This is a genomic window from Jiella soli (assembly GCF_020615385.1).
GTDB lineage: Bacteria > Pseudomonadota > Alphaproteobacteria > Rhizobiales > Rhizobiaceae > VKMB-3413.
This window is the reverse complement of record NZ_JAJAVB010000025.1, coordinates 249,282-265,955: the sequence shown is the minus strand read 5'-3', so window position 1 is coordinate 265,955 and position 16,674 is coordinate 249,282. Positions and strand designations below refer to the sequence as shown.

General features: G+C 65.8%; 14 protein-coding genes. 11 read left to right on the top strand and 3 right to left on the bottom strand.

Annotated elements, in window-relative coordinates:
* The first annotated feature begins 40 nt into the window (after positions 1-40).
* On the top strand, positions 41-1,219 hold the full coding sequence (locus LH400_RS15690) for a branched-chain amino acid ABC transporter substrate-binding protein (RefSeq protein ID WP_229153695.1): 1,179 nt from the start codon (positions 41-43) through the stop codon (positions 1,217-1,219).
* A gap of 110 nt (positions 1,220-1,329) precedes the next feature.
* On the opposite strand, the gene LH400_RS15685 is transcribed toward LH400_RS15690, so the two are convergent.
* Positions 1,330-1,773, bottom strand: a complete 444-nt coding sequence (locus LH400_RS15685; RefSeq protein ID WP_229153694.1) for a MarR family winged helix-turn-helix transcriptional regulator — start codon at positions 1,771-1,773, stop codon at positions 1,330-1,332.
* Between the two features lie 352 nt (positions 1,774-2,125).
* Between LH400_RS15685 and LH400_RS15680 the strand changes: the two genes are divergently transcribed.
* The 7 genes from LH400_RS15680 (at position 2,126) to LH400_RS15650 (ending at position 8,589) form a co-directional block, all read left to right on the top strand.
* Positions 2,126-2,410: an acyl carrier protein gene (locus LH400_RS15680; protein WP_229153693.1), complete on the top strand. Its 285-nt coding sequence runs from the start codon at positions 2,126-2,128 to the stop codon at positions 2,408-2,410.
* A gap of 202 nt (positions 2,411-2,612) precedes the next feature.
* Complete coding sequence (locus LH400_RS15675; RefSeq protein ID WP_229153692.1) at positions 2,613-3,824, top strand: beta-ketoacyl-ACP synthase; 1,212 nt, start codon at positions 2,613-2,615, stop codon at positions 3,822-3,824.
* Between the two features lie 11 nt (positions 3,825-3,835).
* Positions 3,836-5,122 (top strand): beta-ketoacyl-ACP synthase, encoded by a 1,287-nt coding sequence (locus tag LH400_RS15670; RefSeq protein ID WP_229153691.1) that lies wholly within the window; start codon positions 3,836-3,838, stop codon positions 5,120-5,122.
* Between the two features lie 31 nt (positions 5,123-5,153).
* Positions 5,154-6,206 (top strand): zinc-binding dehydrogenase, encoded by a 1,053-nt coding sequence (locus LH400_RS15665; RefSeq protein ID WP_229153690.1) that lies wholly within the window; start codon positions 5,154-5,156, stop codon positions 6,204-6,206.
* Positions 6,203-7,150, top strand: coding sequence for a lipid A biosynthesis lauroyl acyltransferase (locus tag LH400_RS15660; RefSeq protein ID WP_229153689.1), 948 nt, complete (start codon positions 6,203-6,205; stop codon positions 7,148-7,150). Before LH400_RS15665 ends, LH400_RS15660 begins: the two co-directional genes overlap by 4 nt.
* 137 nt (positions 7,151-7,287) lie before the next feature.
* A complete protein-coding gene (locus LH400_RS15655) occupies positions 7,288-8,205 on the top strand; it encodes a universal stress protein (RefSeq protein WP_229153688.1) in 918 nt (305 codons plus the stop codon).
* A 156-nt stretch (positions 8,206-8,361) separates the two neighbouring features.
* Positions 8,362-8,589: a hypothetical protein gene (locus tag LH400_RS15650; RefSeq protein WP_229153687.1), complete on the top strand. Its 228-nt coding sequence runs from the start codon at positions 8,362-8,364 to the stop codon at positions 8,587-8,589.
* A gap of 304 nt (positions 8,590-8,893) precedes the next feature.
* Here the strand turns inward: LH400_RS15650 and LH400_RS15645 are convergent, their stop codons facing one another.
* Positions 8,894-9,322, bottom strand: coding sequence for a L,D-transpeptidase (locus tag LH400_RS15645; RefSeq protein ID WP_229153686.1), 429 nt, complete (start codon positions 9,320-9,322; stop codon positions 8,894-8,896).
* 359 nt (positions 9,323-9,681) lie between these two features.
* Between LH400_RS15645 and LH400_RS15640 the strand changes: the two genes are divergently transcribed.
* Together LH400_RS15640 and LH400_RS15635 are read left to right on the top strand one after the other, a co-directional pair.
* The gene (locus LH400_RS15640; protein ID WP_229153684.1) at positions 9,682-11,676 is read left to right on the top strand and encodes a putative bifunctional diguanylate cyclase/phosphodiesterase; all 1,995 of its coding nucleotides are present in this window, start codon (positions 9,682-9,684) and stop codon (positions 11,674-11,676) included.
* 311 nt (positions 11,677-11,987) lie between these two features.
* Positions 11,988-12,326, top strand: coding sequence for a response regulator (locus LH400_RS15635; protein WP_229153682.1), 339 nt, complete (start codon positions 11,988-11,990; stop codon positions 12,324-12,326).
* Positions 12,327-12,952: 626 nt separating this feature from the next.
* On the opposite strand, the gene LH400_RS15630 is transcribed toward LH400_RS15635, so the two are convergent.
* Entirely contained in the window at positions 12,953-13,168 is a 216-nt protein-coding gene (locus LH400_RS15630; RefSeq protein WP_229153680.1) for a hypothetical protein, read from the bottom strand.
* 281 nt (positions 13,169-13,449) lie between these two features.
* Here LH400_RS15630 and LH400_RS15625 point away from each other — a divergent pair, with 281 nt between their 5' ends.
* Positions 13,450-16,659: an EAL domain-containing protein gene (locus LH400_RS15625; RefSeq protein ID WP_229153678.1), complete on the top strand. Its 3,210-nt coding sequence runs from the start codon at positions 13,450-13,452 to the stop codon at positions 16,657-16,659.
* Positions 16,660-16,674 lie beyond the last annotated feature (15 nt).

The following is a 16,674-nucleotide window of genomic DNA, read 5'->3' as shown; positions in this document are numbered from 1 at the left end:
GACCGGACGGTCGCCTCATAGAAAAACAGGGAAGGTTCCTATGAAGAAAGCACTCCTCGCCGGCGCAGCTCTCAATCTCGTCTTTGCAGGCTCGGCTTTCGCCGACATCACGATCGGCGTCGCCGGCCCGATGACCGGCCAGTACGCGAGCTTCGGGCAGCAGCTGAAGGTCGGTGCCGAGCAGGCGGTCGCGGACATCAACGCCAAGGGTGGCGTCAACGGCGAGATGCTGAAGCTGTCCGTCGGCGACGACGCCTGCGATCCCAAGCAGGCCGTCGCGGTCGCGAACCAGTTCGCCTCGCAGGGCGTTCCCTTCGTCGCCGGCCACTTCTGCTCGGGCTCCTCGATCCCGGCAAGCCAGGTCTATGCCGACGAGCAGATCGTCCAGATCTCGCCGGCCTCGACCAACCCGGCCTTCACCGACCAGCGTCCCGGCCCCGGCATCTACCGCGTCTGCGGCCGTGACGACCAGCAGGGTGAGGTCGCGGCGGCCTACATCGCCAAGAACTTCCCGGACGCCAAGGTCGCGATCATCAACGACAAGACCGCCTATGGTAAGGGCCTTGCCGACGAGACGCAGAAGAACCTGGAAAAGCAAGGCGTGAAGCCGGCGCTGGTGGAATCCTACACCGCCGGCGAAAAGGACTACACCGCCCTCGTCACCAAGCTGAAGCAGGCGGGCGTCGACCTCCTCTACATCGGCGGCTACCACACCGAGGCGGGCCTTATGGCGCGCCAGATGAAAGAGCAGGGAATGGACACCCAGATCATGTCCGGTGACGCGCTCGTCACCGACGAGTACTGGGCGATCACGGGCGATGCCGGCCAGGGCACGCTGATGACTTTCTCGCCCGATCCGCGCAAGAACGAGGCGGCCAAGCCGGTCGTCGACGAGCTCAACAAGAAGGGCCAGACCGCCGAGGGCTACGTCCTCTACACCTATGCGGCGATCCAGGCCTGGGCGCAGGCGGTGGAGAAGGCCGGCTCGACCGATTACGATCCGGTGGTCAAGGCGCTCGACGACGGCGACTTCAACACCGTCATCGGCGACCTGTCCTTCGACGACAAGGGCGACGTCACCCTGCCGGGCTACGTCGTCTACGAGTGGAAGGACGGCAAGTATGACTACGTCAACGTTGCCGAGAACACCGACATGACCGAGAAGGGCGGCGATCAGCTCAAGGCGAGCGAAGGCGTCGACACCGAGAAGGCCAAGTAATCACCTGAACGCAGGGGCGGCTGCTACCGCTGCCGCCCGGTCTTTCCGGCCCCGTCGTCCGCGGCGGGGCCGTTTTCGTTCAAACGCGGATAGTAGGTGCGACTGCGGCGTCAGTGCCCGAAGGCGCGGTCGAGCCCTTCGAGGCCGGCCTCCAGGCCGCGCCGCTCGGCCTCGGACAGGTGCTTGAGCACCGACCGCTCGGCTGCCCGCACCTTAGGCATCAGATCCGCATAGGCCTTTCGGCCGTCATCCGTCAGCGCCAGATGCTCGAATCGCCGGTCGGCGGAGGCGCGGTTGCGGATCAGCCAGCCGCGCTGGTCGAGCGAGGACACGGCCCGGCTGACCTTGGTCTTATCCATGGCGGTCGCGTCGACGATGTAGGACGAGGTGAAGGCCGCTTCGTGCTCGCCGCCGCCGAGGATCATCAGCACGCCGAATTCCGGCACGGTCAGCCCGTGTTCGCGTTTGTGTACCTGTGCGGTGATGCGCCCGAGCGCGGTTGCCGCGCGGATCAGCCGGTTCGTCACCGAAAGAACGCGGCTCTCTTCAGACATGACATTCATCATTCGACCGCTCATTTCGGCTCTTGCGAAGATTTCCCGGCTTGAGGTCCAGTCCAAACGCGCCGTCGCCCAAGACGTTGCCTCGACAATCGTTGGAATTTGCGTCTGTCTCGGCCGGGCATGCCTCGGGCCGGCCTTCGGAGGCGGGCGCCGACGCCCATCTTCGGAACCCGCGAGGGTTGGAGGAGCCCGCGGCTCGAATTCGAAAGGGCGGCGCCGAAGTCGGAATGTCACACCTTTGCGGCCGACATCGCCGAGGAGGCGTTCTCGCTTTGCTTTTCGGGCTTGAATCCCTATAGCTTCGCGCCGAATTCACGAATGCGAAACATGTAAGGACCGGACATTGTCTTCCACCTTCGACCGGGTCGCGGATATCATCGCCGAGACCAGCGAGATCGACCGAGACCAGATCACGCCGGAGAGCCACACGATCGACGATCTCGGCATCGATTCTCTCGACTTCCTCGATATCGTCTTTGCGATCGACAAGGAGTTCGGGATCAAGATCCCGCTCGAGAAGTGGACGCAGGAGGTCAATGACGGCGAAGTTCCGACCGAGGAATATTTCGTCCTGAAGAATCTCTGCGCGAAGATCGATGAGCTGCGCGCGGCGAAGGCCGCCGGCTGACGCCGATTTCGCCTGGCCCGGCACATGGAAGGGCGGGCCCGGCGACCGACAGCATCGGCCCGAAGACCGGCACCGGTTTGCGGTGACCTCGGGTGCGATGATCGAATAGGCTGGAGCGTCCGTCGTGGATCCAACGCGACGCGCCGCGCCGCGCTCCAGGCGGAACGCGTTTTCGAACGCGGCGGACTGATGGAATATCCCGATGAGTGAGCGAGACAGGGACGTCGTGATTACCGGGATCGGGCTGGTGTCCTCGCTCGGCGAGGGCATCGCGGCCCATCTCGACATCATGGCCCGCGGGCCGGGCCTGCAGCCGCGGATCGAGACGGAAGCCTACGCGCCTTACTTCGTCCACCCGCTGCCTGCCATCGACTGGTCGAAGCAGATCCCGAAAAAGGGCGACCAGCGCCAGATGGAGACCTGGCAGAAGCTAGGCACCTATGCCGCGGGCCTGGCGCTCGAAGACGCCGGCATTCCCGCCGACGAGGCGGTGCGCAGCAAGATCGACATGATCGTGGCGGCCGGCGGCGGCGAGCGCGATGCGGCCGTCGACGCGCTCTTGATGGAGCGCGCCCGCACCGCCAACGATCGCGAGGCCGTCATCAACGAGACGCTGTCGACGGAACTCAGGCCCACGCTCTTCCTGGCGCAGTTGTCGAACCTCCTCGCCGGCAACATCTCGATCGTCCACAAGGTGACAGGTTCCTCGCGCACTTTCATGGGCGAGGAGGCGGCGGGCATTTCCGCGCTCGCCTCGGCCAGGGCGCGCATCGCGGCCGGCCAGAGCGAGATCTGCCTCGTCGGCAGCGCCTTTTCGGCGGAGCGCAAGGACCTGATCCTCAATTTCGACCTCGCCGGGCTGATGCTGCGGGACGAGTGGCGGCCCGTACTCGCGCGCCGGGAGCCCAAGGACGGCGTCACCGTCGGCAGCGTCGGCGCTTTCCTGATCCTGGAATCGGCCGAGCACGCCGCCGCGCGCTCGGCCACGGCCTATGCCCGCTTCGTCGCGGCATCCGGCGATCGCGGCCGGCGCGAGAGCGCGGCGACCTCCGCCCGCTTTGCGGCTGTCCTGCCGAAGCCGAGCGTTCCGGCCGACGAGACGCTGGTCCTGTCCGGCGCCACCGGGCTGCAGCCGCTTCTCGACGTCGAGATGGGCGTTCTTGCCGAAAAGCTGCCGGAAAGTCCGGTCAGAGCCTATGGGACGATTCTCGGCCACTCCTTCGAGACGCAGATGCCGGCCGGCGTCGCGCTCGCGGCAGGTGCGCTCGCCCGCGGGATCGCCCTGCCGCCCTTCGATCCGGGCGAGGAGCGTCCGGCGGCCAAGGCGCCGCGGCAGGCGGTGGTCACGACGATCGGCCATCTTCATGCCGAAGGCGCCTGCCTGATCGAGGCGATCGACGGCCGCAGCCTGTGAAAGGTCAGACAATGCGTGACAGCGAAACCGATTTCCTCGGCCGCCCGGTGATCGCCATCACCGGGCTCGGCCTGGTCTCGTCGCTCGGCCGCGGCATCGAGGACAATTGGTCGGCACTCACCGCCGGCCGATCCGGGATCCATCGGATCGAACGGTTCGCCACCGACGGCCTGAAGACCACGATCTCCGGCAGCGTCGACTTTATGGGGCCCGGCAGCGAGACCTCGACAGGCCATTCCTATCTCATGGCCGACGCGGCGGGCACCGAGGCGATCGCCATGGCCGGCCTGCCGGTGGACGATTTCGGCGGCCCGCTCTTCCTCGCTGCGCCGCCGGTCGAGATGGAGTGGCAGCACCGGCTCGAGCTCGACGCCATGGACGGGGCGAGCCGCGAGGAAGCCGGCTACGACCGCCTGCTCGAGATCGCCCGCCGCCGGCCGAACCCGGCGATCTACCACCTCACCCAGTGCAGCCGGATCTCCGAACTCCTGGCTGACAAGCTCGGCACCCGCGGCCTGCCGATCACGCTGTCGACCGCCTGCGCCTCCGGCGCGAGCGCGATCCAGCTCGGCGTCGAGGCGATCCGCCGCGGCGAGACGGACCGGGCGATCGCCATCGGCACCGACGGCTCGATCACCCAGGAATCGCTGATCCGCTTCTCGCTTCTGTCGGCCCTGTCGACCAACAACGCCGTGCCAGAAAAGGCCTCCAAGCCCTTCTCCAAGGACCGCGACGGCTTCGTCATGGCCGAGGGCGCCGGTGCGCTGGTGCTGGAATCCCTGTCGGCGGCCAGGGCGCGCGGGGCGAAGATCCTCGGCGTCATCCATGGCTGCGGCGAGCGGGCCGACGACTTCCACCGCACGCGGTCCAAGCCCGACGGCTCCCCGATCATCGCGACGATCAGGGCGGGCATCGCCGATGCGGGGATGGAGCCGGAAGACATCGACTACATCAACGCGCACGGGACCTCGACCCCGGAGAACGACCGGATGGAGGCGACCGGCCTTGCCGCCGTCTTCGGGGAGGCGCTGAAGACGACGCCGATCTCCTCCAACAAGTCGATGATCGGCCACACGCTGACGGCGGCCGGGGCGATCGAGGCGGTCTTCTCGGTCCTATCGCTGAAGGACGGCATCCTGCCGCCCACCATCAACTACAACAATCCGGATCCGGCGATCGAACTCGACACCGTGCCGAACAAGGCGCGCTCGGCCGACATTGCGGCGGTGCTGTCGAACTCCTTCGGCTTCGGCGGGCAGAACGCCTGCCTCGTCATCGGCCGCGAACCGCGCGCCTGAGGCAGACCGGAACCGCGGACAGGAAATCATCATGCGGGCATTGCAGCTGTTCGGCGATCGCGACCTGAGGGCGGTGGACGTTCTTCCGCCGCCGGCGCCGGGTCCCGGCATGGCGACCGTCGCGATCAAGGCGGTGGCGCTGAACCATATCGACGTTTGGGGCTGGCGCGGCATGGCCTTCGCCAGGCGCAAGCTGCCGCTGACGGTCGGCGCCGAGGCCGCGGGCGTGGTGGAGGCGATCGGCCCCGGCGTCGCCTCGGTTCTGCCCGGCCAGCTCGTCTCGATCTACGGCGCGCAGACCTGCGGGCTCTGCCGCCCCTGCCGCGAGGGCCGCGACAATCTCTGCGAGAACGTCTCCGGGGTCCACGGCTTCCATCTCGACGGCTTCGCGCAGGAGAAGATCAACCTGCCGGCCCGCCTCCTCGTCCCCGCGCCTCCCGGCTGCGACGCCGTCGGCGCAGCGCTCGCCCCCGTCACCTTCGGGACGGTCGAGCACATGCTGTTCGACAATGCGAAGCTCGAGCCCGGCGAGACCATCCTGATCCATGCCGGCGGCTCGGGCATCGGCTCGGCGGCGATCCAGCTCGCCAAGCGCCAGGGCTGTACGGTGATCACCACCGTCGGCTCTGACGACAAGATCGAGCGCGCCAAGGCGCTCGGTGCCGACCACGTCATCAACTACCGGGCCGACCGCTTCGAGGGCGTCACCCGCAAGCTGACGAAGAAGAAGGGCGTCGACGTCGTCTTCGAGCATGTCGGCGCCGACACCTGGGCGGGCTCCATGCTGTGCCTGAAGCGCGGCGGACGGCTGGTAACCTGCGGCTCGACCTCGGGTGTCTCGACGCAGATGAACCTGATGCAGCTCTTCCAGCAGCAATTGAAGCTCTTCGGCTCCTTCGGCTGCCGCATGGAGAACATGGCGAATGCCATGCAGAAGATGGCGCGCGGCCTCGTCCATCCGGTGATCGACACCGAGATCGGCTTCGAGGGGATCGGGCTGGCGCTGAAGCGGATGGAAGCGCGCGAAGTCTTCGGCAAGATCATCCTCAGGCTCGACGGGGATGGCGACGTCCTCTCCGCATGAATCCGCGAACCGCCAAACTCGCGCTCAGGGCAAAGCGCGCCGGCGACTTCGTCGTCGCGCAGATCCTTTTCGCCGCGCTGAAGCTCCTGCGGCTGTTTCCGGCGAGCGCCGGGCTTGCCTTCGCGGATCGGGCAGCGCGCTGGCTGGGCCCGCTGACCGCCCGGCACCGCCTTGCGAAGGACAATCTGCGCCAGGCCTATCCTGAAAAAGACGAGGACTGGGTCGAGAGGACGGCCCGCGCCAACTGGGGCCAGATGGGCCGGATAGCCGCCGAGTTCGTCTTTCTCGACGACCTCTTCGACTTCGATCCGGAGAACCCCCAGGCCGGACGCGTCGAGGTGGAGGGCATCGACACCTTCGTCGAGCTGCGCGAACGCAAGGGCCCGTTCATCTTCTTCACCGGCCATCTCGGCTGCTTCGAGCTGCTGCCGATCGGCGCGGCCGCCTTCGGCCTGGAGTTCACCGCCCTCTTCCGCCAGCCGAACAACCGCTACATCGCCAAGGAGGTCCAGTCGGCCCGCCGGACCGCCAGCGGCCATCTGGTGCCGTCCAAGGCGGGGGCCGCCTGGACGCTCGCCGGCATCCTGCAGCGCGGCGGGGCGGTCGGCATGCTCGTCGACCAGAAGTTCAAGAAGGGTGTCCCGACCACCTTCTTCGGACGGCCCTGCCATACCAATCCGCTGGTTCCCAAGCTCGCGCGGCAGTTCGACGCCGAGGTCTATCCGGCCCGCTCGATCCGCCTTCCGAACGGACGCTACCGCCTTGAACTGATGCCGCGCCTTGACCTGCCGCGCAACGCGACCGGGGACATCGACGTGACTGTCAGCTGCCAGCTTCTGAACGACGTGGTCGAGGGCTGGGTGCGCGAACATCCCGAGCAGTGGATGTGGTTCCACGACCGCTGGCAGACGCGACCGAAGAAGCCGGGGCGCAAGGCCCGCTGAGGACCGGCGGCCGAAGCAGCCTGCTGCCGCGCAACCGTCCCTCGCATTCATTGATTCCGATCAAGGCCCGACCGATGTAAGTCACGCAAGGTGCTGCGGATCGAACGGCCGGAGGCGGCCAGAGGAGGAACCCCACCATGACGTCCGAGACGATCGCCGACCCAGAGGGCCAGTCCGGCACCGCAGCCGCACGTCCGCAGGCAATGCCGTCCAGCAAGACGCATCCTATCGCCGACATCGCCGTGCATCTGTCCGGCGGCCCGGACGACGAGGCCAAGCTCGCCTATGCCGAGACGATCGCCTCTGCCTTCGATGCCCATCTCGACTGCTTCCTGGCCAATCTCGTCCCGAGCACCGCGATCCCGATCGGTCCGGGCTCCGACTGGCTGATCGCAGAAATCTGGAAGAACGCGGAGGCGGCGGGGGACCGGTTCGAGACCGCTCTGCGCGAGCGCATGGGACGGCTCGCACCGCAGGCGAACCTGCGCCGGACCGACGGACTGATCCGCGATCTGGCCATCGCCGCTGCCCGGCTCGCCCGCACGAGCGACCTGTTCGTGATCAGCCAGCCGTCGGATCAGCTCGATCAGTCCGGGGACATGCTGGAAGCGGTGCTGTTCGAAGCAGGCGTCGCCACGCTCATCGTTCCGAACGCGCCGTCGGCGCCGCTACGCGCGCCGCGGACCGTCGTTGTCGGCTGGCGCGACACGCGCGAATGCTCGCATGCGATCGCCGCCGCCCTCCCCTTCATGGTCCGGGCCGAAGCGGTGCATCTCGTCTCCGTCACCGAGGATGCCTCCGACGAGGAACGCCACCTCCTCCCGGCGTCCGACATGGCCCGCCATCTGGCCCGGCACGGTGTGAAGGTGGAGATCCGCAACGTGCCGCAATGGCATCATCCCGCCGCCGGGCTCCTGAACGAGGCCACCGTCCTCGGCGCAGACCTTCTGGTCTGCGGAGCGTATGGCCGCTCACGCTTCCGTGAGATGATTTTCGGCGGCGTGACGCGAGAATTGTTGCAAAGCAGCCCATATCCGATTCTCATGGCGCACTGACGTCGACGGTCGAGTCCCCCGGCGCTTCCGGCCGTCGAACAGCTTCGGGCTTTTCCGCCAAGGGGTCGCCGAAAACGGTGGACGCACCGGACGGGAGGACGAAGAGCCGCTCACGCCGCGCCAAGCGTGACATCGGCCGGGAAGGAGGACCGCAGCATGCATTCCGGTCAAGTGAAATACCGGGTCGAGCCGGTCGGGCAGCATTGGGCGGTCTCGTTCTGCCACGAACCGCACGGACTGTTCGGCCGCCGCGTCGATGCAATCCGTTCGGCCATCCTCGACGCCTCGCGCGTCGAGCGACTCGGCTACAGCGTCTCGATCGAGGTTCTGCGGCCTGCGACGGCGGCAGGCCTGCGCCGGCGGATCCTGCGCCCGTTGCAGTGAAGGCCCGACACGGAGGGCCCGGCTGAAATCTTCGCGCTGACGACCTACGCACCTTTAAAGTTCGGGCGTTGGGCGTTGGGCGTTGGGAAGCAGATCGGAATCGCTCCTCCGGCCTATCTTCATTGCTGTCGCATCGGATTTTTCTCGAAAGCCGGTTGCCAGTTTCGGGCCCGATGCGCCAGCCGCGGCACCAACGCTATGGGACAGGCTGTTCAGCCGAATGCCGCGACTGCTTTCGGCCCACCGTGGTGCGGCAGGCCGAAGGGGTAATCATCCGGGATGATTCGAGCGTCCTGGCGTGCGCTCAGCGCTGGACGACGACCCGCGTGTTCCCCATGCCCACCTGCCTGACGAGCGAATAGAAGATCTTCGCGTTCGACGGATGCAGGCGGACGCAGCCATGCGAGGCCGGACGACCGAGGCGGCTGATCGCACCGGTGCCGTGAATGGCGTAGCCTCGGTGGTAGAAAACCGAATAAGGCATGGGCGAGTTGTCGTATTTGCGCGAATACCACATGCGGTGGGTCCGCGTCGGCCTGTAGCTGCCGGTCGGGGTGACATAGCCGCGCCGGGCGGTGGAAACCGGCCAGCGATACTTCACGTGGCCGTCCTGAATGACCGTCAAGGTCTGCGAGGACAGGTCGACCTTCGCCACGAGACCCGCTTGCGCTCCGCCGAGGCCGAGCGTCAAGCTGCCGACGATCATGGCGATCGCCAGGGCAAACTTTCTCATTTCACTTCTCCAGCCTGATAATTGGCGTCTTTTTGCCGCAAAAAAGACACTAGGTCGGAGGCTGATCGCGGTCAATTGCCGAAGTTGTGAAGGAAACTCGGACCCATTCGTATGGTTACGGCGCGCCTTGCTCAAGATGGCAAAGCCTAGCGGCCCCACTTACCCTTCGGTTCCGTTAAGGCATTTCGCTGCGCGGGTGCGCGAGCCTTCCGCGTGATGGTACCAGACGCCCTGTTTCTGCGGGCCTACCGGATGTTCTCGGCACCTTCGTTGCAAGAGCAACAGGTTGAATCCGGTAGCAGGACAGAAAATTTACTTCTCGCCTCTAGCCTCGTCTCGATTCAAGAAACGAAGAGTCGATGGTGCGTTTCTTCCTCAAGCGACATTGGGCCGTAATCCTGGGCGTTGCAGCCATCGTCGGCTTTGTCGTCGTCACCATTCTGTCTCTCGGCCAGAACGCGGTCGGCAAGCTCGTCGAGGCTGAGATGCGGGGCCGCGGCGCCGACTTCACACGGTTGCTTCTGACGCCGGACGGCCAGGTCGAAGCCTTTCTCACCGGCATTTCCCGCAAGCCGGATGCGGAAGCGACGATCCGAAAGGTCGCCAACCTCGCCGCCATCGACAGTTTCGCGATCTTCGACCGTAAGGGCGTGGAGGTCTATCGTTCGCGTTCAGATCGCTATGAGTGGCTGTTGCGCGACCGGCCGGGCGGCCTGAGTTCCGGCGACCGTCTGAGCCCCTCGGTGCTCGCGCGGACCGGCGACTTTCAGATCGTCTATGACGACGGCCGCACCAATCCCTCGGTGATCCAGCCCCTGATCCGCGACGGCCAGACGATCGGCTATGTCTCGGTCGTCGCCGACATGATCGGCGACCGGTATCGCTATGAGGTAACCCTGGCGCGCACGTCCGTCCTCGTCGTGCTGGTTCTGCTCGCCGCGACCGGCGCCCCCTTCCTTCTCTATCTCCGCCGCAAGCGCAAGATCGCCGAGGCCGACGAGCGCATCCAGTTTCTCGACAATCACGACGCGCTGACGCACCTCCTCAACCGCCGCAGGACGCAGGAGGACATCGACCAGGTTCTGGCGACGATCCGGGCGACGCGCGAGCAGATGGCCTATCTTTATATCGATCTCGACGATCTGTCGGAGATCAACGACAGCCTGGGCCAGTCCTGTGGCGACGAATTGCTGCGCATCGTGGCGACGCGGCTGACGGCCGCGGTCGGGACTGACGACATCGTCGGGCGGATCGGCGCGGACGATTTTGTCGTCCTGCATCGCCGGGTCACCTCGGTCGAGACCGTCTCGGCCCTCTGCCGCCGGATCGCGGACGCAATCTGCGAGCCGGTCAGCCTGTGCAGCAGCACCGTGATCCCGCGCATTTCGATCGGCTGTGCCATGGTTCCGGAAGCCGGGCGCACCCATTCCGAACTCGTCAAGCACGCCGAGATGGCGCACTATCACCACAAGACCGACAAGGCGAACCCGCTCGTCTTCTTCGAAAGCTGGATGGACGAGGAGATGCATCGCCGCCGGGAGGTGGAGCAGCTCTTGCGCAAGGCGATCGAACGCGACGGGTTCGAGCTCTTCTACCAGCCGCTGATCAACGGGCGCGACGAGACGCTGGTCGGGTTCGAGGCACTGCTTCGACTTCGCGCGCCGGACGGGAGCTACATCTCGCCCACGGTGTTCGTGCCGATCGCCGAAGCTCGCGGCTACATCAAGACAATCGGGACATGGGTCATCCGCGAGGCCTGCCGCCAGATCGCGCTCTGGCCGAAGCCGCTCTTCGTCTCGGTCAATCTCAGCGCCGTCCAGTTCGCCGACGGCGACCTTCTCGACATCATCCGCTCGGCCATGCGCGACGCCGGAATCGACGGCAGCCGGCTCGAAACCGAGGTCGTGGAGTCGCTCGTCCTCGACCGCTCCGACGCCATTCTCGACCAGCTGCGCGAGCTCTCCGACCTCGGCATTTCCGTCGACATGGACGATTTCGGCACCGGCTATTCCTCGCTCGGCTATCTCTGGCGGTTCCCGTTCGACAAGCTGAAGATCGACCAGAGCTTCATGAAGGCGATGGAAAACGGCGAGCAGAAGGTGCCGCAGATCGTCGAGACGATTATCTCCATGGCCCATCACATGGGAATGAAGGTGACGACCGAGGGCGTGGAGACGCAGGAACAGGTCGACCTCCTGCGCAAACTCGGCTGCGATCAGATCCAGGGTTATTATTACGGCCGGCCGGTTCCCGCCTCCCAGACCGAGGCCGAGGTCCTGACGAAATTCGCCATCTCGCGCAGCACCCCGTCGAGCTACGCCGAACGGCTGCAGAAGATCCGCCGCATCGCGTAGGCGGTAGACGCGCGAAGAATGGCGGGGCCGCGCATGGGTGCGTCGCCGCTAATTTGCTTGCTCTCCATGCGACGAACCGGCGGGTTGCGGCCTATGCCGCGCGCGCGCTCCGTCGAATCTCCTCCCGCCAGATCCTCTCGCTGCACCTCCAGGGAGAATGATTCGATCTGCCAACCGTGGGATAGTTAACAGTTGCTTTATGCGATTATTGCGAAGGACAAAGAATTCCGAAAATTACTGGAAAATTCGATCGACCCTTGCAACCTTTCTTGTCGCTGCGGCATTGCACCATCAACAGAAGGGTCAGTGTCATGAAGATACTCATCGTGGAAGACGAGCCGATCATCGCTCTCGATCTGGAGGAAATCGTCCAGAATCGCTCGAAGGCCGAGGTGCTTCTCGCGTCAAATCTGCTCGAAGCTTTTCAGATGCTCGATGAGGGTGTCGATTTCGCGCTTCTGGATATCAATCTCGGATGCCCGGAAGAGACTTCGCTACCGCTCGCCCAGCGCCTTCTTCGTGACCAGGTGCCGTTCTGCTTCGTCTCCAGCAGTCTCGACCGTCTGCCGGAGAGCTTTGGCGCCATTCCGCAGATCAACAAGCCGTTCGAGGCGCGCGAAGTGGAGAACGTCCTTCCCCTGGCGGCTTGACCGTGTGACGCCGCTTGGACGGGCGTTCCCTCTGCAGGGGATCCCGCACCCGAAGCGCCGTCGCCAATCTTCGAAGAAGCGCCAAAACCGCGCCGGTATCCGGGCGCGGTTTTGTGTTGAACGCGCCGCCGCGGGCGCCCGGAACGCAGTACCTTTGCCGGGCTCGCGACGCTGTTGGCGTCGAGAACAGTGATATCGGAGCTTGGTTACTGTTCGGTTAGCAGGCGCAAGGCCGGACGGATCCGGGGGGACAGCGCGGCAGATGTCGCGGACGACTTCGCCCGAGCTTAGGCGCCTGCCCATGCCCGATATCCGCGAGCCTCAGGCAACACTGCCGGCTTGGCGAGCGGGCTGCATCCACCTAACGCAGGCAGATGTCAGGCCGGAATCTGGCGGCACGGCCCCACCTTCGAAGTCATGGAGAACATCTGTGTCTGGACCAGAGTTGGATACTTTGGGACGAAGTTGCCGGAGTCGGATTGCCGAGTATCGGACCGAAAGGAATCACGGCTGGTTCCGGACCCGATGCCACGACAAAGAGTTCTCCGGAGGCCGTGACCTCGGTTCAGAGCCCGACGTCCCATCGGCCGGACAAACCGAGCGGCGATCGAGCCATGGTTTCCGCCTCAGGCGGCTCTTTCCATGTCGAGTTCGTAGACCCGTTCCAGCGTGTTGGTCAGCTTTTCATAGCATTCGGCGAGAAGATCGAGATCGACCGGCGCCTGGCGGATGAGGGCTTCCTCGATCGTGGTCCGGTCATAGCCGGAATCCAGAAGTGCCTGTACGACGTCTAGGACGAGTTGGGGATCCTCCAGACGCTTCGGTGAGTAGTCGAACATCATGTCGCCTCCCGGAGTTCAGCGGAAACTGCCGTCGGTAGGACCGGGCTTTCCGCGATGCCGTACCGTCAGGAAAGGCCAGAAGCCTGTCGCCAAGCTTGCGCCCCTTTTTCCCCTGCGGCCGGGAGCGAGAGCAGGTCGCGGCGGCAGGAGCGGACAAACGGTGAAACCCGTTGCCGCTCGACGGCGCGCGGCCGACCCGTTGAATATGCCGGGTCGACAGAATTTCAGGTAACATTAATAAAGTTGCATTCTGATACTGCGTATCTGCAGTTGGTGTCAGAATGCGTTCAGCCTGCGTCTCCCTCCTCGTCGTCATCCTCGCATGCCTGCCGGCCAAGGCAATGGCGAGCGAGACCGCCTTGCCGAACGGCGATGAATTCGTCTGGCTGCTGATGTCTGCGGCGCTCGTGCTCCTGATGCAGGTCGGGTTCCTGCTGCTGGAGGCGGGCCTGGTACGTTCGAAGAACTCGATCAACGTCGCACAGAAGAACCTCCTCGATCTGCTGTTTTCGATCGTCGCCTTCGCGGCGATTGGCTTCAGCCTCGCATTCGGCCCCGATTCCGGCTTCGGCGTGGGCTTCGAGCCGCGCCTCACCTTTCTTCACGATGTGAGCTCCCGCGAATACGCCTTCTTCGCCTTCCAGGTGATGTTCTGCGGCACGGCCGCGACCATCGTGTCCGGCGCGGCCGCCGAGCGCTTGCGGCTGGCGGTCTACGTCGCCTCCTCGGTGCTGGTCTCGGCGCTGATCTACCCGGTCTTCGTCCACTGGGCCTGGGGTAACGGCCTGGCGCACAGCCAGTCGGCCTTCCTCGCCAATCTCGGCTTCATCGATTTCGCCGGCTCGACCGTCGTCCACTCGACCGGCGCCTGGGTTTCGCTCGCCGCCTGCCTGGTGCTCGGCCCCCGCCTCGGGCGCTTTGGACCGGACGGCAGCGTGCGCCGCATTCCCGGCCATTCCGCGGTCCTCGCCATGGCCGGCACCATGATCATCTTCGTCGGCTGGATCGGGTTCAACGGCGGCTCGACCATCGTCGCCTCTCCCGCTATCGCCCATATCGTCGCCAACACGGTGCTCGCCGCTGGCGCAGGCGGCGTCGTCGGCTATCTCCTGGGGCTTTGGCAGGACGAAGTGGTCCTGCCGGAAAAGCCGATCTGCGGCGTCATCGGCGGTCTCGTCGCGGTCACCGCGGGGTGCCACATCCTCAACGGCTCAGGTGCGCTGGCGATCGGCTGCGCCGGCGGCGCCGCGGCGATCTGGGGCAACGGCTTCATCGAGAAGCGCTGCCGGATCGACGATGCGGTCGGCGCGATCGGCTGCCACGGCTTTTCCGGGATCGTCGGAACCCTCGGCCTTGCCCTGCTTGCCCCTGCGGATCTTCTCAGCGCCGGCAGCCGCCTCGAACAGCTCGCCGTCCAGGCGGCGGGCGCCGGCGTCAATTTCCTCTGGTGCTTCCCGATCGCCTATGCCTTCTTTCGCATCGCCGACCGGATCCGGCCGATCCGCGTGAGCCCGCAGGACGAAGAGCGCGGCCTGAACCAGTGCGAGCACCAGACCAGTCTCGGCCTCGGCACGATGGAGACTGCGCTCGACCAGATCATCGCCGGGCGGGCCGACCTGTCGCATCGCATCCCGGTGGAGACCGGCGACGAATCCGAGCGCGTAACCCGGCTGTTCAACGCCTTTCTCGACCGGGTGGAGGGTTCGGAGATCGCCAGGCGCGCCCAGGTGGAGGTTCACTCGGCCTCGCAGGAGGCCGAGCGGCTCTCCGCCTTGGCGAACGCCGCCTTCGAGGGGATCGCGGTCACGGTCGACGGCGTTATCGTCGACGCGAATGCCGCCTTCACGCGGCTCGTCGGAATGCCGAGCGCAAAGGTCGGAAAGACCGCACTCGGCGAACTCGTGGCCGTCGAGGATCGAGCCGGCCTGACCGACAAGCTCGCAACCGGAGAAACGAGCGTCCACGAGGTCTCGCTACGGCATACCGACGGCACACTCATTCCCGTCGAGCTGCGCTCGCGCACCATCATCTTCCGCGGCGTCGAGACTCGCGTCAGCGCCTTCGTCGATCTTCGCGAGCGCAAGGCCGCCGAGGAACGGCTGCGCTTCACCGCACTCCACGATCCGCTGACCCAACTGCCGAACCGGCTGCTCTTCCAGCGGCGGCTCGAAGAGACCCTGTCCGCCCTTCAGTCGGGCGACCGCATGGCCGCGCTCCTGTCGATCGATCTCGACCGCTTCAAGGACATCAACGACCTCTACGGCCACCCCGCCGGCGACATCGTCATCCGCACAGCGGCCGACAGACTGCGGACGCTGCTGGGCGATGGCGGCCATGTCGCACGGCTCGGCGGCGACGAATTCGCCGTGATCCTCACCGACATCGCCTTCGCCAATCAGGTCGCCGATCTTGCCTTCCGGATCGTCAGCCTCCTGGGCGAGCCGGTCGACGTCGGCAACGGCGTGCGATTGCGCCCGGGCGCAAGTGTCGGCTACGCGCTGGCGCCGCGAGACGGCCGCGACCCGGAACTCGTGATCTCACGCGCCGACGTGGCGCTCTACCATGCCAAGCGGAGCGGCCGGAACACCTTCTCGGGCTTCGAGACGGGCATGGACGCCGAGCTGAGGCTGCGCCGCGAGCTGGAAGCCGATCTCGGCCAGGCCGCGAGCCGCGGCGAACTCAGCCTCGAATTCCAGCCGCGCATCGACATCCGCAGCGCGACCATCGCCAGCTACGAGGCGCTGGTGCGCTGGAACCACCCGGTGCGCGGCCGCATCAGCCCCGTGGTCTTCATCCCGATCGCCGAGCAGGCCGGCAAGATCGTCGAGATCGGCGAATGGGTGCTGCGCGAGGCCTGTCGGCAGTCGCTGGAACATCTCGGCGGCTCCAGGATCAGCGTCAATGTCAGCGCCTATCAGCTGCGCAGCCGCAACTTCGTCGACAGCGTCCTGTCGATCCTGGCGGAGATCGGCTTCGAACCCGGCCGGCTGGAACTCGAACTGACCGAGAGCATACTGGTCGAGGACCGCGACCGGGCTCTCTCCATCCTGCGCGCCCTGAAGCGCCAAGGCATCGGCCTCGCGCTCGACGATTTCGGCACCGGCTATTCCTCGCTCAGCTATCTCAGGACCTTCCCCTTCGATTCGATCAAGATCGATCGCAGCTTCATCAGCAATCTCGCCCTCGACACGAGCTCGCTTGCCATCGCCGAGGCGGTGATGGACCTCGGCCGGGCACTGAACCTCGCCATCGTCGCCGAGGGCGTCGAGACGGAGGAGCAGCTGCAGATCCTGGCGGCACGGCGCTGCGACCAGATCCAGGGTTTCCTGTTCTCCAGGCCGCAGCCCGCCGTGAATGTGATGCGGGTGCTGGACGAGGATTTCGGTACGCTGTGCCGGGAAAGCGAAAGCACCGGCCTTGCCGCAAGTCTGCGAGCGGTCGCCGACCGAATGCGCCAGAGCGGCGGAACCCTTCGCGCCAGCGGCACCTGATCGGCAGCGCGGCTC